Here is a 15,960-nt window from a genome sequence, read left to right as displayed (position 1 = left end):
GGTTCGACGTCAGGCGTCGGATTTCAGGTTGTTCAGCCACAGCTCACCATCGGCGATCTGCTGGCGCAATTCGGACATGGCTTCACCCAGTTCACGGTGCTGCTGCTCCATGTCAGCCAGCCGCTCGCGCGCTGCGCCAAGCGCGGCCTCGGTCTGGGTGATGTTGCGCTCGGCCGGGTCGTACAGTTCCAGCAACTGCCGGATCTGTTCGAGCGAAAAGCCAAAGCGGCGGCCGCGCAGGATCAGGGTCAGCCGGGCACGATCTGCGCGGCTGTAAAGCCGCTGCTGGCCGCGCCGCTCGGGGAACAGCAATTCGCGCGATTCGTAAAAGCGCAGCGTACGCGGCGTGACGCCAAAGGCGTCGCACATCTGGCGAATGGTCATCGGCGCTTCGCTCACGTCCGGTCCTTTCCCTCGCAGTCACCTGATCTGAATATAGGCCAGGTTGACGTGCACGTAAGGTGCGACGTGGCGTCAGAGAGTGCTCAGCCGGTCTGCGCCTCTCCGGCGGGTTTCTCATCGGCCTCCATGCCTTCGAGAATGGCCAGCGTTTCGTTGCGCAGGGCGCGCAGGTCGGTCATCGAGGTCTCAAGCTCGTCGCGCTGCTGGGCCAGTACCTCAAGCTGGCGATCGGCAAGTTCGATCCAGACCCGGTACTGTTCGCGGGTGCCCTTTTCGCCATAGATAAGCAGCCACTGGCGGATATCCTCAAGCGAGAAGCCAAAGCGGCGACCGCGAAGGATCAGTTTCATCCGTGCGATTTCGCGCGGGCCGTAAAATCGCGAGCGGCCTTCTTTGCGCGGGCTGAGCAATTCTATGTATTCGTAATAGCGCAGCGTCCGCGGCGTCACGTCGAAACGTGCGCACATCTCTTTGAAACCTATGTATTCGCTTTGGTCGCCATCGGACATCTGTCGAACCCCGTAATCGGATCATGGTCAGCCTAGCGCCGGGGTTGGCCAAACTCAACCATTGCGCGGCCGGGCTTGTCTGGCGGTGGCGTGCTGCTACCATTCACCTCACCCCAATCAGGAGGCACGAAGCATGAACGGAGCGTCACCCGAGGACGATCCTGAACAACGCCGGCGGATCGCGCGTCAGTTCATCGAGATAATCCCGCACGCCCGCGCGCTTGGCATGAGCCTGGACAAGCTGTCACCCGAAGGGACCGAAATCTCGTTGCCATGGCGCGAGGATCTGGTTGGCGACCCTGACAGCGGGGTCATTCATGGTGGCGTGATTTCTGCGCTGATGGACACATGCAGCGGCGCGGCGGTCATGGCCCATCCCGCAGGTGCGCGCTCGACCGCGACCATCGACCTGCGCATCGACTATATGCGCGCGGCAACGCCCGGTCAGACCATCCGCGCCCGCGCTGAATGCTATCACGTCACCCGCTCGGTCGCTTTTGTGCGTGCCTGGGCGATGGATGACGACGAATCGCGCCCTGTGGCTGCCGCCACCGGGGCCTTTACCATCGAGAGGTAACATGGCGGGCCGGAACGAACCCCTCGACGCGATCAAGTCGCGGCGCAACGGCACGCTGAACGCGCTGGTCAACAGCGTGCCCTATATCCGCTGGCTGGGGATCACCTTTGACCGGCGCGGAGATGAGCTGACGGCGGTGCTGCCCTTTGACGAAAAGCTGATCGGCAACCCGATGCTTCCCGCGATCCACGGCGGCGTCACGGCTGCCTTTCTGGAAGTCACCGCCATCGTCGAACTGACCTGGAGCGCGATCTGGGAGGACATGGAACAGGGCCGCATCGCCCCTGATGCCGCCGTGCCGGAAAGCCTGCCGCGCCTGCCAAAGACCATTGATTTTACAGTGGATTACCTGCGTTCCGGCCTGCCGCGTGACGCCTATGCGCGGGCGCGGGTGGTGCGTTCGGGCCGGCGCTATGCCAGCGTGCATGTCGAGGCCTGGCAGGATCATCGCAGCAAGCTTTTTGCCCAGGCGACCGGTCATTTTCTGATGCCGCAGAACGGCTGACCTCATGGTTGAGACCTTGCCAGCCAGCGGCATGACCGGCGCGGACAGGCCAGTTTCGCATCGCCGTGTGCTGTCGATCGCCCTGCCGGTGGTGATTTCCAACGCCACCGTTCCGATCCTTGGCGCCGTCGATACCGGCGTTATCGGCCAGCTGGGAGAGGCGGCGCCCATCGGCGCGGTGGGGCTGGGGGCGGTGATTCTTGCCTCGATCTACTGGATCTTTGGCTTTCTGCGTATGGGGACCTCGGGCCTTGTCGCCCAGGCCCATGGCGCAGGGAATGAGGGCGAGGCCGGCGCGCATCTGTTGCGGGCGCTGGGAATCGGAATCATCGCCGGGCTGGTATTCATCCTGTTGCAAGGGCTGCTTTTTGCCGGGGCCTTTCGCCTTGCCCCGGCCTCGCCCGAGGTCGAAGCACTGGCGCGGCAATATCTTGGCCTGCGGATCTGGGGGGCCCCGGCCACCATCGCGCTGTACGCCATCACCGGCTGGCTGATCGCGACCGAGCGGACCCGGTCGGTGCTGGTCCTGCAACTGGTGATGAACGGGCTGAATATCCTGCTGGATCTGTGGTTCGTGCTGGGTCTTGGCTGGGGTGTGCCCGGTGTGGCCGGCGCGACCCTGATTGCCGAATGGTCGGGGCTGGCGCTTGGCCTGTGGTTTGCGCGTCACGCCATCCGTGCCGCCGTACGGCGGGCCGGGCTTATGGCCCGCGACCGGATCGAAGAACTGGTGCGCGTGAACGGCGATATCCTGATCCGCTCGGTACTGCTGCAGGGGTCGTTCACCACCTTCATGTTCATGGCGGCAGGGCGCGGAGATGTGACGCTTGCTGCCAATCAGGTGCTTTTGCAGTTTCTGGAAATCGTCGCCTATGGGCTGGACGGTTTCGCCTTTGCGGCCGAATCGCTGGTCGGGCAGGCGGTCGGGGCGCGGCGGCTGGACCGGTTGCGCCAGTCGGTGCGCGTCGCCTCGGGCTGGGGTGTCGCCGGGGCATTGATCCTGTCGCTGACCTTTCTGCTTTTCGGACCGGCGATCATCGACCTGCTCACCACCTCGCCCGAGGTGCGGGCAGAGGCACGGCATTATCTGCCATGGCTGATCGCCGCGCCGGTGATCGGCATTGCTTCGTGGATGCTTGACGGGGTGTTCATCGGTGCGACCCGCACGCGTGAGATGCGCAATGCCATGCTGGTGTCGGTCGGGGTTTACGCGGCTTTGGTGACGCTGCTGCCCGCGCTTTTCGGCAATCACGGCCTATGGGCGGCGCTGATGGGGTTGAATGCGCTGCGCGGGGTGACAATGTGGCGGCTTTATCCCCGGGTCGAGGCCGCCTTGTCCTGAATATGCACAGCGCCCCGCGAATCGGGGCGCTGTGGTGATATCTCGTCCTACAGCTCTTTGATGATCTGCTGGCGGGCGGTAACGCGCAGTTCGGCCATTTTGGTGCGGATGGTCGTCTCATCTGCCTTGCCTTCCAGATCGGCGGCAAGCTTGCGATAGACATCCTCATCGCCCGGCTCATCGAAATCCGAGCTGACCACGGTCAGCGCATAGGCGCGGGCGTCGTCGCCCGTCTTGCCCAGCAAACCGGCCGCCCATTCGCCAAGCAGGCGATTGCGCCGCGCCTCGGCCTTGAAGTTCAGTTCGGCATCATGGGCGAATTTCGCCTCATGTGCGCGCTCGCGGTCGTCAAAGGTAGTCATGGCGGCCTCCGGCTAGGGGTGATCCCGTGGTTCTTTTTGCTGGATATGCCCATGCGCGCGCCCCATCGCAAGCCCGTATTGCCCCTGACCCTCATTCTGGCCTATAGCGCGGGTAGGAATTCTCACCTTGCGGACGGGGGACGCGCAGCATGGCACCAAGGCGCAAGAAAATCTACGAAGGCAAGGCCAAGATTCTGTATGAGGGCACCGAGCCGGGAACGCTCATCCAGTATTTCAAGGATGACGCCACCGCCTTCAACGCGCAGAAGAAGGCGACGATCGAGGGTAAGGGGGTGCTGAACAACCGCCTGTCCGAGTTCTTTATGACCGGGCTGACCAGCATCGGCGTGCCCAATCACTTTATCCGCCGCATCAACATGCGCGAGCAGCTGGTGCGTCAGGTCGAGATCATCCCGCTTGAGGTGATCGTGCGCAATTTCGCCGCCGGCTCGATTGCCAAGCGGCTGGGGATGGAGGAAGGCACGCAGCTTCCGCGGCCTATCGTCGAATACAGCTTCAAGAATGATGAGCTGGGCGACCCCTTCGTCTCTGAGGAATATATCATCGCCTTTGGCTGGGCGAGCCAGCAGGACCTGGACGATATCGTGTCGCTGGCGCTGCGGGTGAATGACTTCCTCTCGGGCGTGTTCTTTGGTGTCGGCATCAAACTGATCGACTTCAAGATCGAGATCGGCCGCATCTGGGACGGCGATTTCATGCGTCTTGTCGTCGCCGATGAGATCAGCCCCGACTCCTGCCGTCTCTGGGACGTCAAGACCGGGCAAAAGCTCGACAAGGACGTGTTCCGCCGCGATCTGGGCAGCCTGACCGATGCCTATACCGAGGTGGCCCGCCGGCTGGGCCTGATGCCCGCCAACACCGCCTCGCTGACCAAACCGACGCTTATCAACTGAAAGGCCCGCCGATGAAAGCCCGTGTCACCATCATGCTTAAGGATGGCGTTCTGGATCCGCAGGGCGAGGCCATCCGCCACGCCCTCGGCGGCCTTGGTTTTCAGGGCGTCTCGGGCGTGCGTCAGGGCAAGGTGATCGAGCTGGACCTGGCTGCCACCGATGCCGAGGCAGCCAAGGCCGAGGTCGCGCGCATGTGCGAGGGTCTGTTGGCCAATACGGTGATCGAGAAATACGCCGTCGAAATCGTCTGATCTGCCGGGCCGGGCGTTGCTCCGGCCTTTGGTGTTCAGGCAGCAGCCGGGAGGGCGGTTTTCGTGATCGACAAGCTCTCCATGTTCATGGCGCTGGCGCGGGAAAAGCATTTTGGCCGCGCCGCCGAATCGCTGGGCATCACCCAGCCGACCCTGTCATCCGCCATCCGCGCGCTTGAAGAACAGCTGGGCGTGCAGCTTGTGCGCCGGGGCTCGCGCTTTCAGGGTCTGACGCCCGAAGGCGAACGGGTCCTTGGCTGGGCGCGCCGCATCGTCGCCGACGCCCGCGCCATGCAGGCCGAGATGGAGGCCAGTCGCAAGGGCGTCTCGGGCCGGCTGCGCATCGGCGTCATCCCGACTGCCATGCCGCGTATCGCCGAGCTGACCGGGCCATTCCTGCGCCGCCACCCGAATGCCGGGGTCTCGATCCTGTCGCGCAGTTCGGACGAAATCCGCGAGCAGATCGAGGCGCTGGAACTTGATGCCGGTGTGACCTACCTCGACAGTGAGCCTTTGGGCCGGGTGCAAAGCCTGCCACTTTATCGCGAGACCTACTGCCTGATTGACCGCAGCGAACTTGGCAGTCCGGTCGGCTGGGCCGAGGCGGCGACGCGGCCGCTGTGCCTTTTGACGCCCGACATGCAGAACCGTCGCATCGTCACCCGCCATCTGGTCGAGGCGGGGGCGGATGCGCTGCCACGGGTCGAATCGACCTCGATGCTGGCAATTCTTTCGCATGTGGCGACCGGGGACTGGGCTGCGATCCTGCCCCGGGCGCTGGCACGGGGCCTGCCCTTGCCCGAGGGCGTGCGCGCCCGCGACCTGACTGGCGAAGGGCATATGGTTGGTCTGGTGGTTGCCAGCCGCGAGCCGCATCCGCCGCTGGTCGAGGCGCTGCTTCGTATTACCGCATCAATAGATACATTCGATCAATAGACGGTATATCACGATTGTTTTGTCTATCGTCGGGCTTTAGTCTGGACAAAATTGATGAGCCCGGACGACCCAGCCATGACTGTACCAGCGATTGACGCTGATTTCCTGTTGCGCCTTGATGAGATCATCGCCGCCCATAAGGGCCGCGAGGGGCCGCTTCTGCCCATTCTGCACGACATTCAGGCCGAATGGGGCCATGTCCCCGAGGCCGCGCAGCCGGTCATCGCCGAGGCCTTGGGCATGACCCGTGCCGAGGTGCATGGCGTGGTCAGCTTTTATCATGATTTCCGGGATCATCCGCATGGCCGGCATGTCCTGCGCCTGTGCCGGGCCGAGGCTTGCCAGTCGATGGGGGCCGAGGCTTTGGCCGATGAGGTCCGTGCTGCGCTGGGGATTGACTGGCATGAGACGACGCCCGACGGGCGGCTGACGCTTGAGCCGGTGTTCTGCCTTGGGCTTTGCGCCTGTGCGCCGTCGGCACAGATGGGCGACCGGCTGCTTGGCCGCGCCGATCTGGCCAAGGTGCAGAAACTGGTGGCGGAGGCAGGGGCATGAGAGTCTGGGTTCCTCTCGACGCTGCTGCAAGGGCTCTTGGTGCTGACGAAGTCGCCGAGGCGCTTTCGCGCGAATTCACCGTCACCCGCAACGGTACCCGCGGAATGGTCTGGCTTGAGCCTTTGGTCGAGGTCGAGCGTGATGGGGTGCGCTATGGCTATGGTCCGGTGATGCCGGAGGATGCCGCCTCGGTTGCCGGGGCGATCCGCACCGGTTCCGAGCATCCGCTGGCCTTGGGGCCGGTCGAGGAACTGCCATGGATGAAGGCACAGACCCGGCTGACCTTTGCCCGCGTGGGCGTCATCGACCCTCTGTCGGTCGATGAGTATGAGGCCCATGGTGGCCTTGCAGGTCTGCGTCGCGCGATCAGCGTCGGTCCGGAAAAGATCGTTGATGAGGTCACCGAATCCGGCCTGCGCGGCCGTGGTGGTGCAGGTTTCCCGACCGGCATCAAATGGAAGACTGTGGCGGGTGCCAAGGCCGTTCGCAAATACATCGTCTGCAATGCGGATGAGGGCGATTCGGGCAGTTTTGCCGACCGTATGCTGATGGAGGGCGATCCTCTGGTCCTGATCGAGGGCATGACGATCGCGGGCATCGCGGTCGGTGCGGTTCAGGGCTATGTCTATATCCGCAGCGAATATCCCGATGCGATCCGGCTGATGCAGGCTGCAATCGTTCGGGCGCGGCAGGCGGGAATTCTGGGCCAGTCTGTCCTTGGCTCGGGCCATGCCTATGACATGGAGGTGCGCGTCGGCGCCGGAGCCTATGTCTGCGGCGAGGAAACGAGCCTGCTCAACAGCCTTGAGGGCAAGCGCGGCATCGTCCGTGCCAAGCCGCCGATTCCGGCGCTGGAAGGTTTCCTTGGCCGTCCGACGGTTGTGAACAACGTGATCTCGCTGGCCTCGGTGCCGTGGATCCTTACCCATGGTGCGGCGGAATATGCCCGGCTGGGCGTCGGTCGCTCAAAGGGTACGATCCCGGTCCAGCTGGCTGGCAACGTCAGATATGGCGGGCTGTTCGAGGTCGCTTTTGGCATGAGCCTGCGCCGGATCATCGAAGAGATCGGCGGCGGCACAGCCTCGGGCCGGCCGGTCAAGGCGGCGCAGGTCGGCGGACCGCTTGGCTCATATATCCCGCATTGGAATTTCGATCTGCCCTTTGGCTATGAAGAGCTTGCGAGCAAAGAGGGGCTGCTTGGCCACGCCGGCATCACCGTCTTTGACGACACTGCCGATATGCTGAAGCTTGCGCGCTTTGCCATGGAGTTCTGCGCCGTCGAAAGCTGTGGCAAGTGCACGCCCTGCCGTATCGGTTCGATCCGCGGGGTCGAGACGATCGACCGTATTGCCCAGGGCGATGAAACGGGGATCGCGATCCTGACCGATCTTTGCAACACGATGAAATGGGGATCGCTTTGCGCGCTGGGGGGCTTTGCGCCCTTTCCGGTCATGTCCGCGCTGACCCATTTCCCCGAGGATTTCAGCGGGCGCCGCGAGCCCCGCAGGGAGGCCGCCGAATGAAGGACTTTATCATTCCCGACCGCGACATGGGTACCCCGGCGGTCAAATCCGATGTCACTGTCAACCTGACCGTGGACGGCATTTCCGTCAGCGTTCCTGCGGGTACCAGTGTCATGCGCGCTGCTGCCGTGGCTGGGATTTCGGTCCCCAAACTGTGCGCGACGGATCATGTCAGTGCCTTTGGCTCATGCCGGCTGTGCGTGGTGCAGATCGACGGGATGCGGGGTCTGCCTGCCTCATGCACCACCCCGGTGGCCGAGGGCATGGTCGTCCATACCCAGACAGATGATGTCGCCCGCGTCCGCAAAGGCGTGATGGAGCTGTACATCAGCGATCACCCGCTGGACTGTCTGACCTGTGCCGCTAATGGCGATTGCGAATTGCAGGACATGGCCGGGGCCGTCGGTCTGCGCGAAGTGCGTTATGAGCCGGGCAAGAACCATTTTGCCCGCCGCGATGCCGAGGGGCCGAACCCCGAATACCGGCCCAAGGATCAGTCGAACCCCTATTTCACCTTCGACCCGGCGAAATGCATCGTCTGTTCGCGTTGCGTCCGGGCCTGCGAAGAGGTGCAGGGTACTTTTGCGCTGACCATCGAGGGGCGGGGCTTTGACAGCCGCGTCTCGGCCGGGATGGGGTCCGACAGTTTCCTGTCTTCGGATTGTGTCAGTTGCGGGGCCTGTGTGCAGGTCTGCCCGACTGCGACCCTGATCGAAAACAGCGTCATCCAGATCGGAACGCCCGAGCATATCGTCAAGACGACCTGCGCCTATTGCGGGGTCGGCTGCTCGTTCGATGCCCATATGCGCGGCGAAGAGGTCGTGCGCATGGTGCCAGGCAAGGACGGCAAGGCCAACCATGGCCATAGCTGCGTCAAGGGTCGCTTTGCCTGGGGCTATGCAACCCACCGTGAACGCCAGACACAGCCGATGGTGCGTGAACGGATCACCGACCCCTGGCGTGTCGTCACCTGGGATGAGGCGCTGGATTTCGCCGCCAGCCGATTGCGCCAGGCCCAGCAGGACCATGGACGCGACGCCATCGGTGTCATCACCTCGTCGCGCTGCACCAATGAGGAAACCTATCTGGTGCAGAAACTGGCGCGCGCCGTCTTTCTTAACAACAACACCGATACCTGCGCGCGGGTCTGTCATTCTCCGACCGGCTACGGGCTGAAGACGACTTTTGGCACATCGGCGGGCACGCATGATTTCGACTCGGTCGAAGAGACCGATCTGGCACTGATCATCGGTGCGAACCCGACCGACGGGCACCCGGTCTTTGCCTCGCGCCTGCGCAAGCGGCTGCGGCAGGGCGCGGGGCTGATCGTAATTGACCCGCGTCAGATCGACCTGCTCAAGACCCCGCATATGGGCGAGGGGCTGCACCTGCCGCTGCGTCCGGGCACCAACGTCGCCGTCCTGACCGCGATCGCGCATGTGATCGTGACCGAGGGGCTTTATGACGAGGGCTTTATCCGCACGCGCTGCGACTGGGATGAATTCCTGGCCTATGCCGAGTTCCTCAGGGACCCGCGCCACGCGCCCGAAGAGGTCGAGAAACTGGCCAAAGTCCCGGCCGAACTGATCCGCAAGGCGGCCCGTGCCTATGCCGCCGCGCCGCGGGCAAGTATCTATTACGGCCTTGGCGTGACCGAGCATTCGCAGGGCTCGACCACGGTGATGGCGATTGCGAATCTTGCCATGCTGACCGGTAACATCGGTCGCCCCGGCACCGGCGTGAACCCGCTGCGCGGTCAGAACAACGTGCAGGGCTCTTGCGACATGGGCAGCTTCCCGCATGAATATCCGGGCTATCGCCATGTCTCGGACCCCGAGGCGCGGGCGATTTATGAACGTGTCTGGGGGGTCGAGCTGTCGCCTGAACCGGGCCTGCGCATCCCCAACATGTTTGATGAGGCGCTGGCCGGCCGTTTCCGTGGTCTTTACTGCCAGGGCGAGGATATCGTCCAATCGGACCCCGACACCCACCACGTCACCTCGGCGCTGAAGGCGATGGATATCGTCATCGTGCAGGATCTTTTCCTGAACGAGACCTCGAACTACGCCCATGTCTTCCTGCCGGGTTCGAGCTTCCTTGAAAAGAACGGCACCTTCACCAATGCCGAACGGCGCATCAACATGGTTCGCCGCGCCATGACGCCGCGCAACGGATACGAGGACTGGGAAGTCACCCAGTTGCTTGCGAACCGGATGGGCGCGAACTGGTCCTATACCCACCCGCGCGAGATCATGGCCGAGATCGCGCTGACCACGCCCAGCTTCTCGGGCGTGACCTATGACCTGCTTGACCGGGTTGGTTCGGTGCAATGGCCGTGCAACGAAAATGCCCCGCTGGGCACGCCGCTGATGCATATCGACGGTTTCGTGCGCGGTAAGGGCAAGTTCGTCCATACCGAGTATATCGCGACCGAAGAGCGGACCGGTGCGCGTTTCCCGCTGTTGCTGACGACCGGGCGCATTCTGTCGCAGTACAACGTCGGCGCGCAGACACGGCGTACAGAAAACGTGGTCTGGCACGCCGAGGATCTGCTGGAGATCCACCCCTCGGACGCCGAAAACCGCGGTATTCGCGAAGGCGATTGGGTGCGGGTGGCCTCACGCTCGGGCGAGACGACGCTAAGGGCCCATATCACCGAGCGGGTGGCGCCGGGGGTGGTTTATACCACCTTCCATCACCCGACGACTCAGGCCAATGTGGTGACTACGGACAATTCCGACTGGGCCACCAACTGTCCCGAGTTCAAGGTGACCGCCGTGCAGGTCAGTCCCTCGAACGGCCCGTCGGAGTGGCAAGAGGAGTATCGTCACCATTCCGAACTCGCGCGTCGTATCCTGCCCACCGCAGCGGAATGACAAGGTTCCGGACCGGATGCGGGACGTGAACGGGGTTTTGCGCTGGCAGGGCGGCTGGCATCAGGCCGCACCGCCCCCGGCGCCGCAGGAATGCCCCGTCGCCATTGTCATCGACGGCATGAGTCAGGCGGTGCTGATGGCGACGCCGCATGACCTGCGCGACTTTGCTTTGGGGTTTGCGCTGACCGAGGGGCTGATCGCCTCGCCCGAGGATGTCGAGGGGTTTGACGAAGCCGAGGCCCCGGCCCGCGGCTTTCCCGCATGCGAGGCACGGCTGTGGCTGCGTCCCGGCCTGTCAGCACGACTGGCCGAGCGTCGGCGCAGCATGATTGGCCCGGTTGGTTGCGGGCTGTGCGGCGTGGACAGTATCGAGGCAGCTTTGCCCGAGATCGTGCCCGTCAGTTCGGACTGGTCTATGCCGCCCGAACAGGTGGCAGAGGCCATGGCCGCGCTGACCGAAGGGCAGATCCTGCGCCGCCAGACCCCGGCGATTCATGGCGCGGCCTTTTGGGATGGTGCCCGCGCCATCACCCGCGAAGATGTTGGCCGTCACAATGCGCTGGACAAGCTGGCCGGTGCCCTTGCCGTTGCGGGACAGGCGGCGGGGCAGGGTGCGATTGTCATGTCCTCGCGCCTGTCGGTCGATCTGGTGCAAAAGGCTGCCCGTATCGGTGCGCCCGTTTTAATCGGTGCAAGCGCCCCGACCGCGCTTGCGCTTGACTGGGCTGAACGCGCGGGCATCACGCTGATCGCACGCTCGCGGCAGGACAGTTTTGATCTTTACACCCACCCCTGGCGTATCGCCGGAAGTTCAGGTTTGAGATGACCGAGACCATGACCCATAACAAGCTGATCCGCATGGCGACCCAGATGGCAGATTTCTTTCGCAGCCAGCCTGATCGCCCCGCGCCTGAGGCTGTCGCCGCCCATATCAACGATTCCTGGTCGCCCCGCATGCGTCAGGACTTTGTCGAACAGATCCGTGCCGGTGCCGAGGCCGATCCGGTGGTGCGCGAGGCGGCGGATCTCATTCGCATCTGATCGGTGCAGGTGCGCTTTTTGCCTCTGCCGCCCAAGCTTTCGGCGTGATAGCGTGACGGCATGGCACAGCTACCTTCCCGGCAAGAGATTCTCGACTGGGTGTCCGCCCACCCGGACGCCACCGCCAAGCGCGATATCGCCAAGGCTTTTGGGATAAAGGGGGCGGCGCGGATCGAGCTCAAGCGTATTCTGAAAGAGCTTGAGGCCGACGGTCTGCTAGAACGCCGCCGCCGCCATTACCATGATGCCGAGCGTCTGCCTCCGGTGACGGTGGTGCAGCTTTTGCCGCCTGATCGCGATGGCGACATCTTTGCCAGGCCGCTGGAGTGGCAGGGTGAGGGGCCGATGCCGCGCATCCTGTACGCAGCTCTTAAATCCGACCCGGCGGTCGCGCCGGGTGAACGCATCCTAGCCCGGCTGATCGAGACCCGGGGCGAGGATCATGATTATCAGGCCCGGCTGATCCGCCGCATCGGCACGGTCCAGCACCGCATCGTCGGCATCTTTCGCGCCTCGGCGGGCGGTCCCGAGGCGGGGGGGCGTATTCTGCCCATCGACAAGGGGCAGGATAAGGAATGGCAGGTGCGCCCCGGCGACGCCCATGGTGCGCAAAGCGGCGAACTGGTCGAGGCCGAACAGGTCGGCCCGCGCGGCCGTCTTGGCCTGCCCATGGCACGCATCGTCGAACGGCTGGGCGACCCTTCGGCGCCCAGGGCGGTCAGCCTGATCGCCATCCATCAGCACGGCATTCCCGATGATTTCCCCGACGACGTGATCGCCGAGGCGGATGCCGCCAGCCCCGCGACCATGAAGTCACGCGAGGATCTGCGCCATTTGCCATTTGTCACCATTGATCCCGTTGATGCCCGCGACCATGACGATGCCGTCATGGCCGAGACGCATGAGGACGGCGGTGCGACAATCTGGGTCGGCATCGCCGATGTGGCGCATTACGTCCGCCCCGGCTCGGCCCTTGATCGTGAGGCACGGCTGCGCGGCAACTCGACCTATTTCCCTGACCGGGTGGTGCCGATGCTGCCCGACGTCCTTTCAGGGGATCTTTGTTCGCTGCATGAAGGCATTGACCGGCCGGTGATCGCCGTGCGTATGCGGCTGGATGCGCAGGGCAACAAGGTCAGCCACAGTTTTCATCGCGGCATGATCCGTTCGGCCGCGAGCCTTAGCTATGAGCAGGCGCAGGCAGCGGCGGACGGCAACCCTGATGAGCAGACCGGCCCGCTGATCGACAGTGTGATCCGCCCGCTTTGGGCTGCCTATGCGCTGCTGAAGGCCGCGCGTGAGCGTCGCCAGCCGCTGGAACTTGACCTGCCCGAGCGTCGGATCGAGCTGACTGCTGACGGGCGTGTCAAATCGGTCAACTTCCGCGAACGTTTTGACGCGCACCGGCTGATCGAGGAATTCATGGTGCTGGCCAATGTCGCCGCCGCCGAAGAGCTTGAGCGTCTGCGCCGTCCGCTGCTTTATCGCGTGCACGAAGAGCCGACGGTGGAAAAGCTTGATGCGCTGCGCGAGGTGGCCGAGGCTTCGGGCTTTACCCTTGCACGTGGACAGGTCCTGCAGACCCGGCATCTGAACCGGCTGCTGGAACAGGCCGAGGGATCAGAGTTCGATGAGCTGATCAATATGACTGCGCTGCGTTCCATGCAGCAGGCCTATTACCACCCCGAGAATTTTGGTCACTTTGGACTGGCGCTGCGATCCTATGCGCATTTCACCTCTCCCATCCGTCGCTATTCGGACCTGATCGTGCATCGCGCACTGATCACCGGCCATAAATGGGGCGCTGACGGGCTGTCGCCGCAGGATATCGAGCGACTGTCCGAGACAGCGCAACATATCTCGGAAACCGAGCGCCGCTCGATGGCGGCCGAGCGGGACACAACTGACCGCTATCTTGCGGCCTATCTGGCTGATCGGGTGGGGGCCGAGTTTACCGGTCGGGTCAGTGGCGTGCAGCGGTTCGGCGCTTTCGTACGGCTGGACGAAACCGGGGCGGACGGGCTTTTGCCGATCCGCGAGATCGGGCGAGAGTATTTCCATTATGACCCCGATGCGCAGGTGCTCATGGGGTCAGAGACGGGGCTGGAGATCGGTATTGGTCAGCGGGTCACCGTCCGGCTTTCCGAGGCGGTGCCGGTGACCGGCGGTCTGATGCTTGAGTTGCTGGAGGTCGAGGGTCGGCCGCTGCCGCAGAGCGGCCGTCGCGGCGCATGCAAAGGGCCGATGCGCAAGCGTGCGACCCAGGCCCGGCTGGCTGAAATCAAGCGCGCGCAAAAACGCCGCCGCGTCCGCCGCCAGCGCTGAAACGCGCCAGACCTCGCAGCGATCTGATAATGAATGGGGCGGCCCGGTGGACCGCCCCTTGTTGTTTTCCCTGTCAGACTTTCGCCGTCAGTGTTCAGCCGATGGCGGCGGCGCGAACGTCGTCGTCGATCTTGTCGGCGTATTGGGCAAAGTTGTCGCTGAACATGCTGACCAGTTTGCGTGCCTGGGCATCATAGGCCGCAGGATCGGTCCAGGTCTGGCGCGGATCAAGCAACTTGTCCTCGACGCCCGGGACCGAGACCGGAACTTCGAAGCCGAAATTCGGGTCCTTGCGGAATTCGGCATTGTTCAGCGAACCGTCCAGCGCAGCGGTCAGCAGGGCACGGGTAGCCTTGATCGGCATGCGCTTGCCGGTGCCGAAAGCGCCGCCGGTCCAGCCGGTGTTGACCAGCCAGCAGGTTGCGCCGGTCTTGGCGATTTTTTCCTGCAGCAGCTTGCCATAGACCTCGGGGCGGCGCGGCATGAAGGGCGCGCCGAAGCAGGTCGAGAAGGTCGGGGTCGGTTCGGTCACACCGACCTCGGTGCCCGGGGTCTTGGAGGTGAAGCCCGACAGGAAGTGATACATCGCCTGCGCCGGGGTCAGCCGCGCGATCGGCGGCAGCACGCCATAGGCGTCGCAGGTCAGCATGATCACGTTCCTGGGCTGACCACCCAGCGAGCTTGCCGAGGCGTTCGAGATATAGTCCAGCGGATAGGCGCAGCGCATGTTGTCGGTGATCGAGTTATCCTCGAAGTCCAACTCCAGCGTGTCCGGATCAAAGACCATGTTTTCGATCACGGTGCCGAATTTCGAGCAGGTGGCATAGATCTCGGGCTCGGCCTCGGCCGACAGGTTGATCGTCTTGGCGTAGCAGCCGCCCTCGAAGTTAAAGATGCCGTGGTCGGACCAGCCGTGCTCGTCATCGCCGATCAGCGTGCGCGAAGGATCGGCCGACAGCGTGGTCTTGCCGGTGCCCGACAGGCCGAAGAAGATGGCCGAGTCATCGGGATTGCCGATCGCGTGGTTGGCCGAGCAATGCATCGGCATCACGCCTTTTTCCGGCAGGATGTAGTTCAGCAGGGTAAAGACCGACTTTTTGTTTTCGCCGGCATAGGCGGTGTTGCCGATCAGGATCAGCTTCTTGTCAAAGTTCAGCGCGATCACCGTTTCCGAGCGGCAGCCGTGTTTCGCCGGATCCGCCTTGAAGCTGGGGCAGTTGATGATGGTGAACTCGGGCACAAAGCTTGCAAGCTCGGCCAGTTCGGGGCGGCGCAGAAGATGGCGGATGAAAAGCCCGTGCCAGGCCAGTTCGGTCACGACCCGCACGTCAAGGCGCAGGGCAGGATCCGCGCCGCCGTAGAGGTCCTGAACGTAGTATTCCTTGCCCTTCATATGCTCAAGCATATCGGCATGCAGGCGGTCAAAGGCCTCGGGCTCCATCGGGCGGTTGTTTTCCCACCAGATGGTGTTTTCGACCGAAGGGGTGCGCACGACATGTTTGTCCTTGGGCGAGCGGCCTGTATGGGCGCCGGTCGAGACAAGGAACGTGCCGCCCAGACCCAGCCTGCCTTCGCCGTGCTGGATCGCAGCTTCGATCAGCGCCGGTTCGAGCAGGTTGTAGTGGACTTTGCCGAGCCCCGTGATTCCCTGGTCTTCGAGACGGCAATTCGGATTGACGCGCGGTTCGGTCATGGCACCTGTGCTCCTGCTTAATTCCGGGCCGGCAACCGGCCGTTGCGCGTCCTATAACACGGCATTTCCCCGGCGAAAGTGCAGTTATGGACAGGGTTAGCGCAATCAGGAAAGGTTAGCGCAATCATTTGCCCGGCCGTAGAGTTGTC

Annotated in this window: 16 protein-coding genes; 12 read left to right on the top strand and 4 right to left on the bottom strand. The window is 63.6% G+C overall.

Annotation, left to right across the window (positions count from 1 at the left end; all coding sequences use genetic code 11):
- Positions 1-9 precede the first annotated feature (9 nt).
- Both M511_RS04520 and M511_RS04515 read right to left on the bottom strand, forming a co-directional pair.
- A complete protein-coding gene (locus M511_RS04520) occupies positions 10-399 on the bottom strand; it encodes a MerR family transcriptional regulator (protein WP_010394045.1) in 390 nt (129 codons plus the stop codon).
- Between the two features lie 86 nt (positions 400-485).
- A complete protein-coding gene (locus tag M511_RS04515; protein ID WP_010394044.1) occupies positions 486-911 on the bottom strand; it encodes a MerR family transcriptional regulator in 426 nt (141 codons plus the stop codon).
- A gap of 133 nt (positions 912-1,044) precedes the next feature.
- On the opposite strand from M511_RS04515, the gene M511_RS04510 reads away from it, so the two are divergent.
- From M511_RS04510 to M511_RS04500, 3 genes are read left to right on the top strand one after another with little or no spacing between them, the layout of a single operon-like run.
- Positions 1,045-1,488 carry a PaaI family thioesterase gene (locus M511_RS04510; RefSeq protein ID WP_085501470.1) on the top strand — a complete coding sequence of 148 codons (444 nt, stop codon included), beginning with the start codon at positions 1,045-1,047 and terminating at the stop codon, positions 1,486-1,488.
- A gap of 1 nt (position 1,489) precedes the next feature.
- Positions 1,490-1,993, top strand: a complete 504-nt coding sequence (locus M511_RS04505; RefSeq protein ID WP_010394040.1) for a PaaI family thioesterase — start codon at positions 1,490-1,492, stop codon at positions 1,991-1,993.
- Positions 1,994-1,997: 4 nt separating this feature from the next.
- On the top strand, positions 1,998-3,335 hold the full coding sequence (locus M511_RS04500) for an MATE family efflux transporter (RefSeq protein WP_085501469.1): 1,338 nt from the start codon (positions 1,998-2,000) through the stop codon (positions 3,333-3,335).
- 47 nt (positions 3,336-3,382) lie between these two features.
- Here the strand turns inward: M511_RS04500 and M511_RS04495 are convergent, their stop codons facing one another.
- A complete protein-coding gene (locus M511_RS04495) occupies positions 3,383-3,697 on the bottom strand; it encodes a DUF1476 domain-containing protein (protein WP_010394038.1) in 315 nt (104 codons plus the stop codon).
- Positions 3,698-3,846: 149 nt separating this feature from the next.
- On the opposite strand from M511_RS04495, the gene purC reads away from it, so the two are divergent.
- From purC to rnr, 9 genes are all read left to right on the top strand, one after another.
- Positions 3,847-4,611, top strand: a complete 765-nt coding sequence (gene purC / locus M511_RS04490; protein ID WP_010394036.1) for a phosphoribosylaminoimidazolesuccinocarboxamide synthase — start codon at positions 3,847-3,849, stop codon at positions 4,609-4,611.
- A gap of 11 nt (positions 4,612-4,622) precedes the next feature.
- Positions 4,623-4,862: a phosphoribosylformylglycinamidine synthase subunit PurS gene (gene purS / locus M511_RS04485; RefSeq protein ID WP_010394034.1), complete on the top strand. Its 240-nt coding sequence runs from the start codon at positions 4,623-4,625 to the stop codon at positions 4,860-4,862.
- Positions 4,863-4,925: 63 nt separating this feature from the next.
- The gene (locus tag M511_RS04480; RefSeq protein ID WP_010394032.1) at positions 4,926-5,798 is read left to right on the top strand and encodes a LysR family transcriptional regulator; all 873 of its coding nucleotides are present in this window, start codon (positions 4,926-4,928) and stop codon (positions 5,796-5,798) included.
- A gap of 75 nt (positions 5,799-5,873) precedes the next feature.
- Positions 5,874-6,353 carry a formate dehydrogenase subunit gamma gene (locus M511_RS04475; protein ID WP_010394031.1) on the top strand — a complete coding sequence of 160 codons (480 nt, stop codon included), beginning with the start codon at positions 5,874-5,876 and terminating at the stop codon, positions 6,351-6,353.
- Positions 6,350-7,876, top strand: coding sequence for a formate dehydrogenase beta subunit (locus M511_RS04470; protein ID WP_085501468.1), 1,527 nt, complete (start codon positions 6,350-6,352; stop codon positions 7,874-7,876). Before M511_RS04475 ends, M511_RS04470 begins: the two co-directional genes overlap by 4 nt.
- Positions 7,873-10,752, top strand: coding sequence for a formate dehydrogenase subunit alpha (fdhF, locus tag M511_RS04465; RefSeq protein WP_085501467.1), 2,880 nt, complete (start codon positions 7,873-7,875; stop codon positions 10,750-10,752). The genes M511_RS04470 and fdhF overlap by 4 nt, the downstream gene beginning before the upstream one ends.
- 16 nt (positions 10,753-10,768) lie before the next feature.
- Positions 10,769-11,578, top strand: a complete 810-nt coding sequence (gene fdhD / locus M511_RS04460) for a formate dehydrogenase accessory sulfurtransferase FdhD (protein ID WP_085501466.1) — start codon at positions 10,769-10,771, stop codon at positions 11,576-11,578.
- On the top strand, positions 11,575-11,793 hold the full coding sequence (locus tag M511_RS04455; protein WP_010394025.1) for a formate dehydrogenase subunit delta: 219 nt from the start codon (positions 11,575-11,577) through the stop codon (positions 11,791-11,793). Before fdhD ends, M511_RS04455 begins: the two co-directional genes overlap by 4 nt.
- A gap of 60 nt (positions 11,794-11,853) precedes the next feature.
- Positions 11,854-14,118, top strand: a complete 2,265-nt coding sequence (rnr, locus tag M511_RS04450; protein ID WP_085501465.1) for a ribonuclease R — start codon at positions 11,854-11,856, stop codon at positions 14,116-14,118.
- Between the two features lie 94 nt (positions 14,119-14,212).
- On the opposite strand, the gene M511_RS04445 is transcribed toward rnr, so the two are convergent.
- Positions 14,213-15,811, bottom strand: coding sequence for a phosphoenolpyruvate carboxykinase (locus M511_RS04445; RefSeq protein ID WP_010394022.1), 1,599 nt, complete (start codon positions 15,809-15,811; stop codon positions 14,213-14,215).
- Positions 15,812-15,960: the final 149 nt, after the last annotated feature.

Origin of the sequence: Paracoccus sp. J56 (assembly GCF_019633685.1) — a bacterium.
Taxonomy (GTDB): Bacteria; Pseudomonadota; Alphaproteobacteria; order Rhodobacterales; family Rhodobacteraceae; genus Paracoccus; species Paracoccus kondratievae.
This window is presented reverse-complemented; position numbering and strand designations above follow the sequence as displayed.

What these genes read in the sequence shown, in the direction of transcription:
- M511_RS04515 (WP_010394044.1), bottom strand. Translation starts at nt 911, where the DNA reads ATGTCCGATGGCGACCAAAGCGAATACATAGGTTTCAAAGAGATGTGC.
- M511_RS04510 (WP_085501470.1), top strand. Translation starts at nt 1,045, where the DNA reads ATGAACGGAGCGTCACCCGAGGACGATCCTGAACAACGCCGGCGGATC.
- M511_RS04505 (WP_010394040.1), top strand. Translation starts at nt 1,490, where the DNA reads ATGGCGGGCCGGAACGAACCCCTCGACGCGATCAAGTCGCGGCGCAAC.
- M511_RS04500 (WP_085501469.1), top strand. Translation starts at nt 1,998, where the DNA reads ATGGTTGAGACCTTGCCAGCCAGCGGCATGACCGGCGCGGACAGGCCA.
- M511_RS04495 (WP_010394038.1), bottom strand. Translation starts at nt 3,697, where the DNA reads ATGACTACCTTTGACGACCGCGAGCGCGCACATGAGGCGAAATTCGCC.
- purC (WP_010394036.1), top strand. Translation starts at nt 3,847, where the DNA reads ATGGCACCAAGGCGCAAGAAAATCTACGAAGGCAAGGCCAAGATTCTG.
- purS (WP_010394034.1), top strand. Translation starts at nt 4,623, where the DNA reads ATGAAAGCCCGTGTCACCATCATGCTTAAGGATGGCGTTCTGGATCCG.
- M511_RS04475 (WP_010394031.1), top strand. Translation starts at nt 5,874, where the DNA reads ATGACTGTACCAGCGATTGACGCTGATTTCCTGTTGCGCCTTGATGAG.
- M511_RS04470 (WP_085501468.1), top strand. Translation starts at nt 6,350, where the DNA reads ATGAGAGTCTGGGTTCCTCTCGACGCTGCTGCAAGGGCTCTTGGTGCT.
- fdhF (WP_085501467.1), top strand. Translation starts at nt 7,873, where the DNA reads ATGAAGGACTTTATCATTCCCGACCGCGACATGGGTACCCCGGCGGTC.
- fdhD (WP_085501466.1), top strand. Translation starts at nt 10,769, where the DNA reads ATGCGGGACGTGAACGGGGTTTTGCGCTGGCAGGGCGGCTGGCATCAG.
- M511_RS04455 (WP_010394025.1), top strand. Translation starts at nt 11,575, where the DNA reads ATGACCGAGACCATGACCCATAACAAGCTGATCCGCATGGCGACCCAG.
- rnr (WP_085501465.1), top strand. Translation starts at nt 11,854, where the DNA reads ATGGCACAGCTACCTTCCCGGCAAGAGATTCTCGACTGGGTGTCCGCC.
- M511_RS04445 (WP_010394022.1), bottom strand. Translation starts at nt 15,811, where the DNA reads ATGACCGAACCGCGCGTCAATCCGAATTGCCGTCTCGAAGACCAGGGA.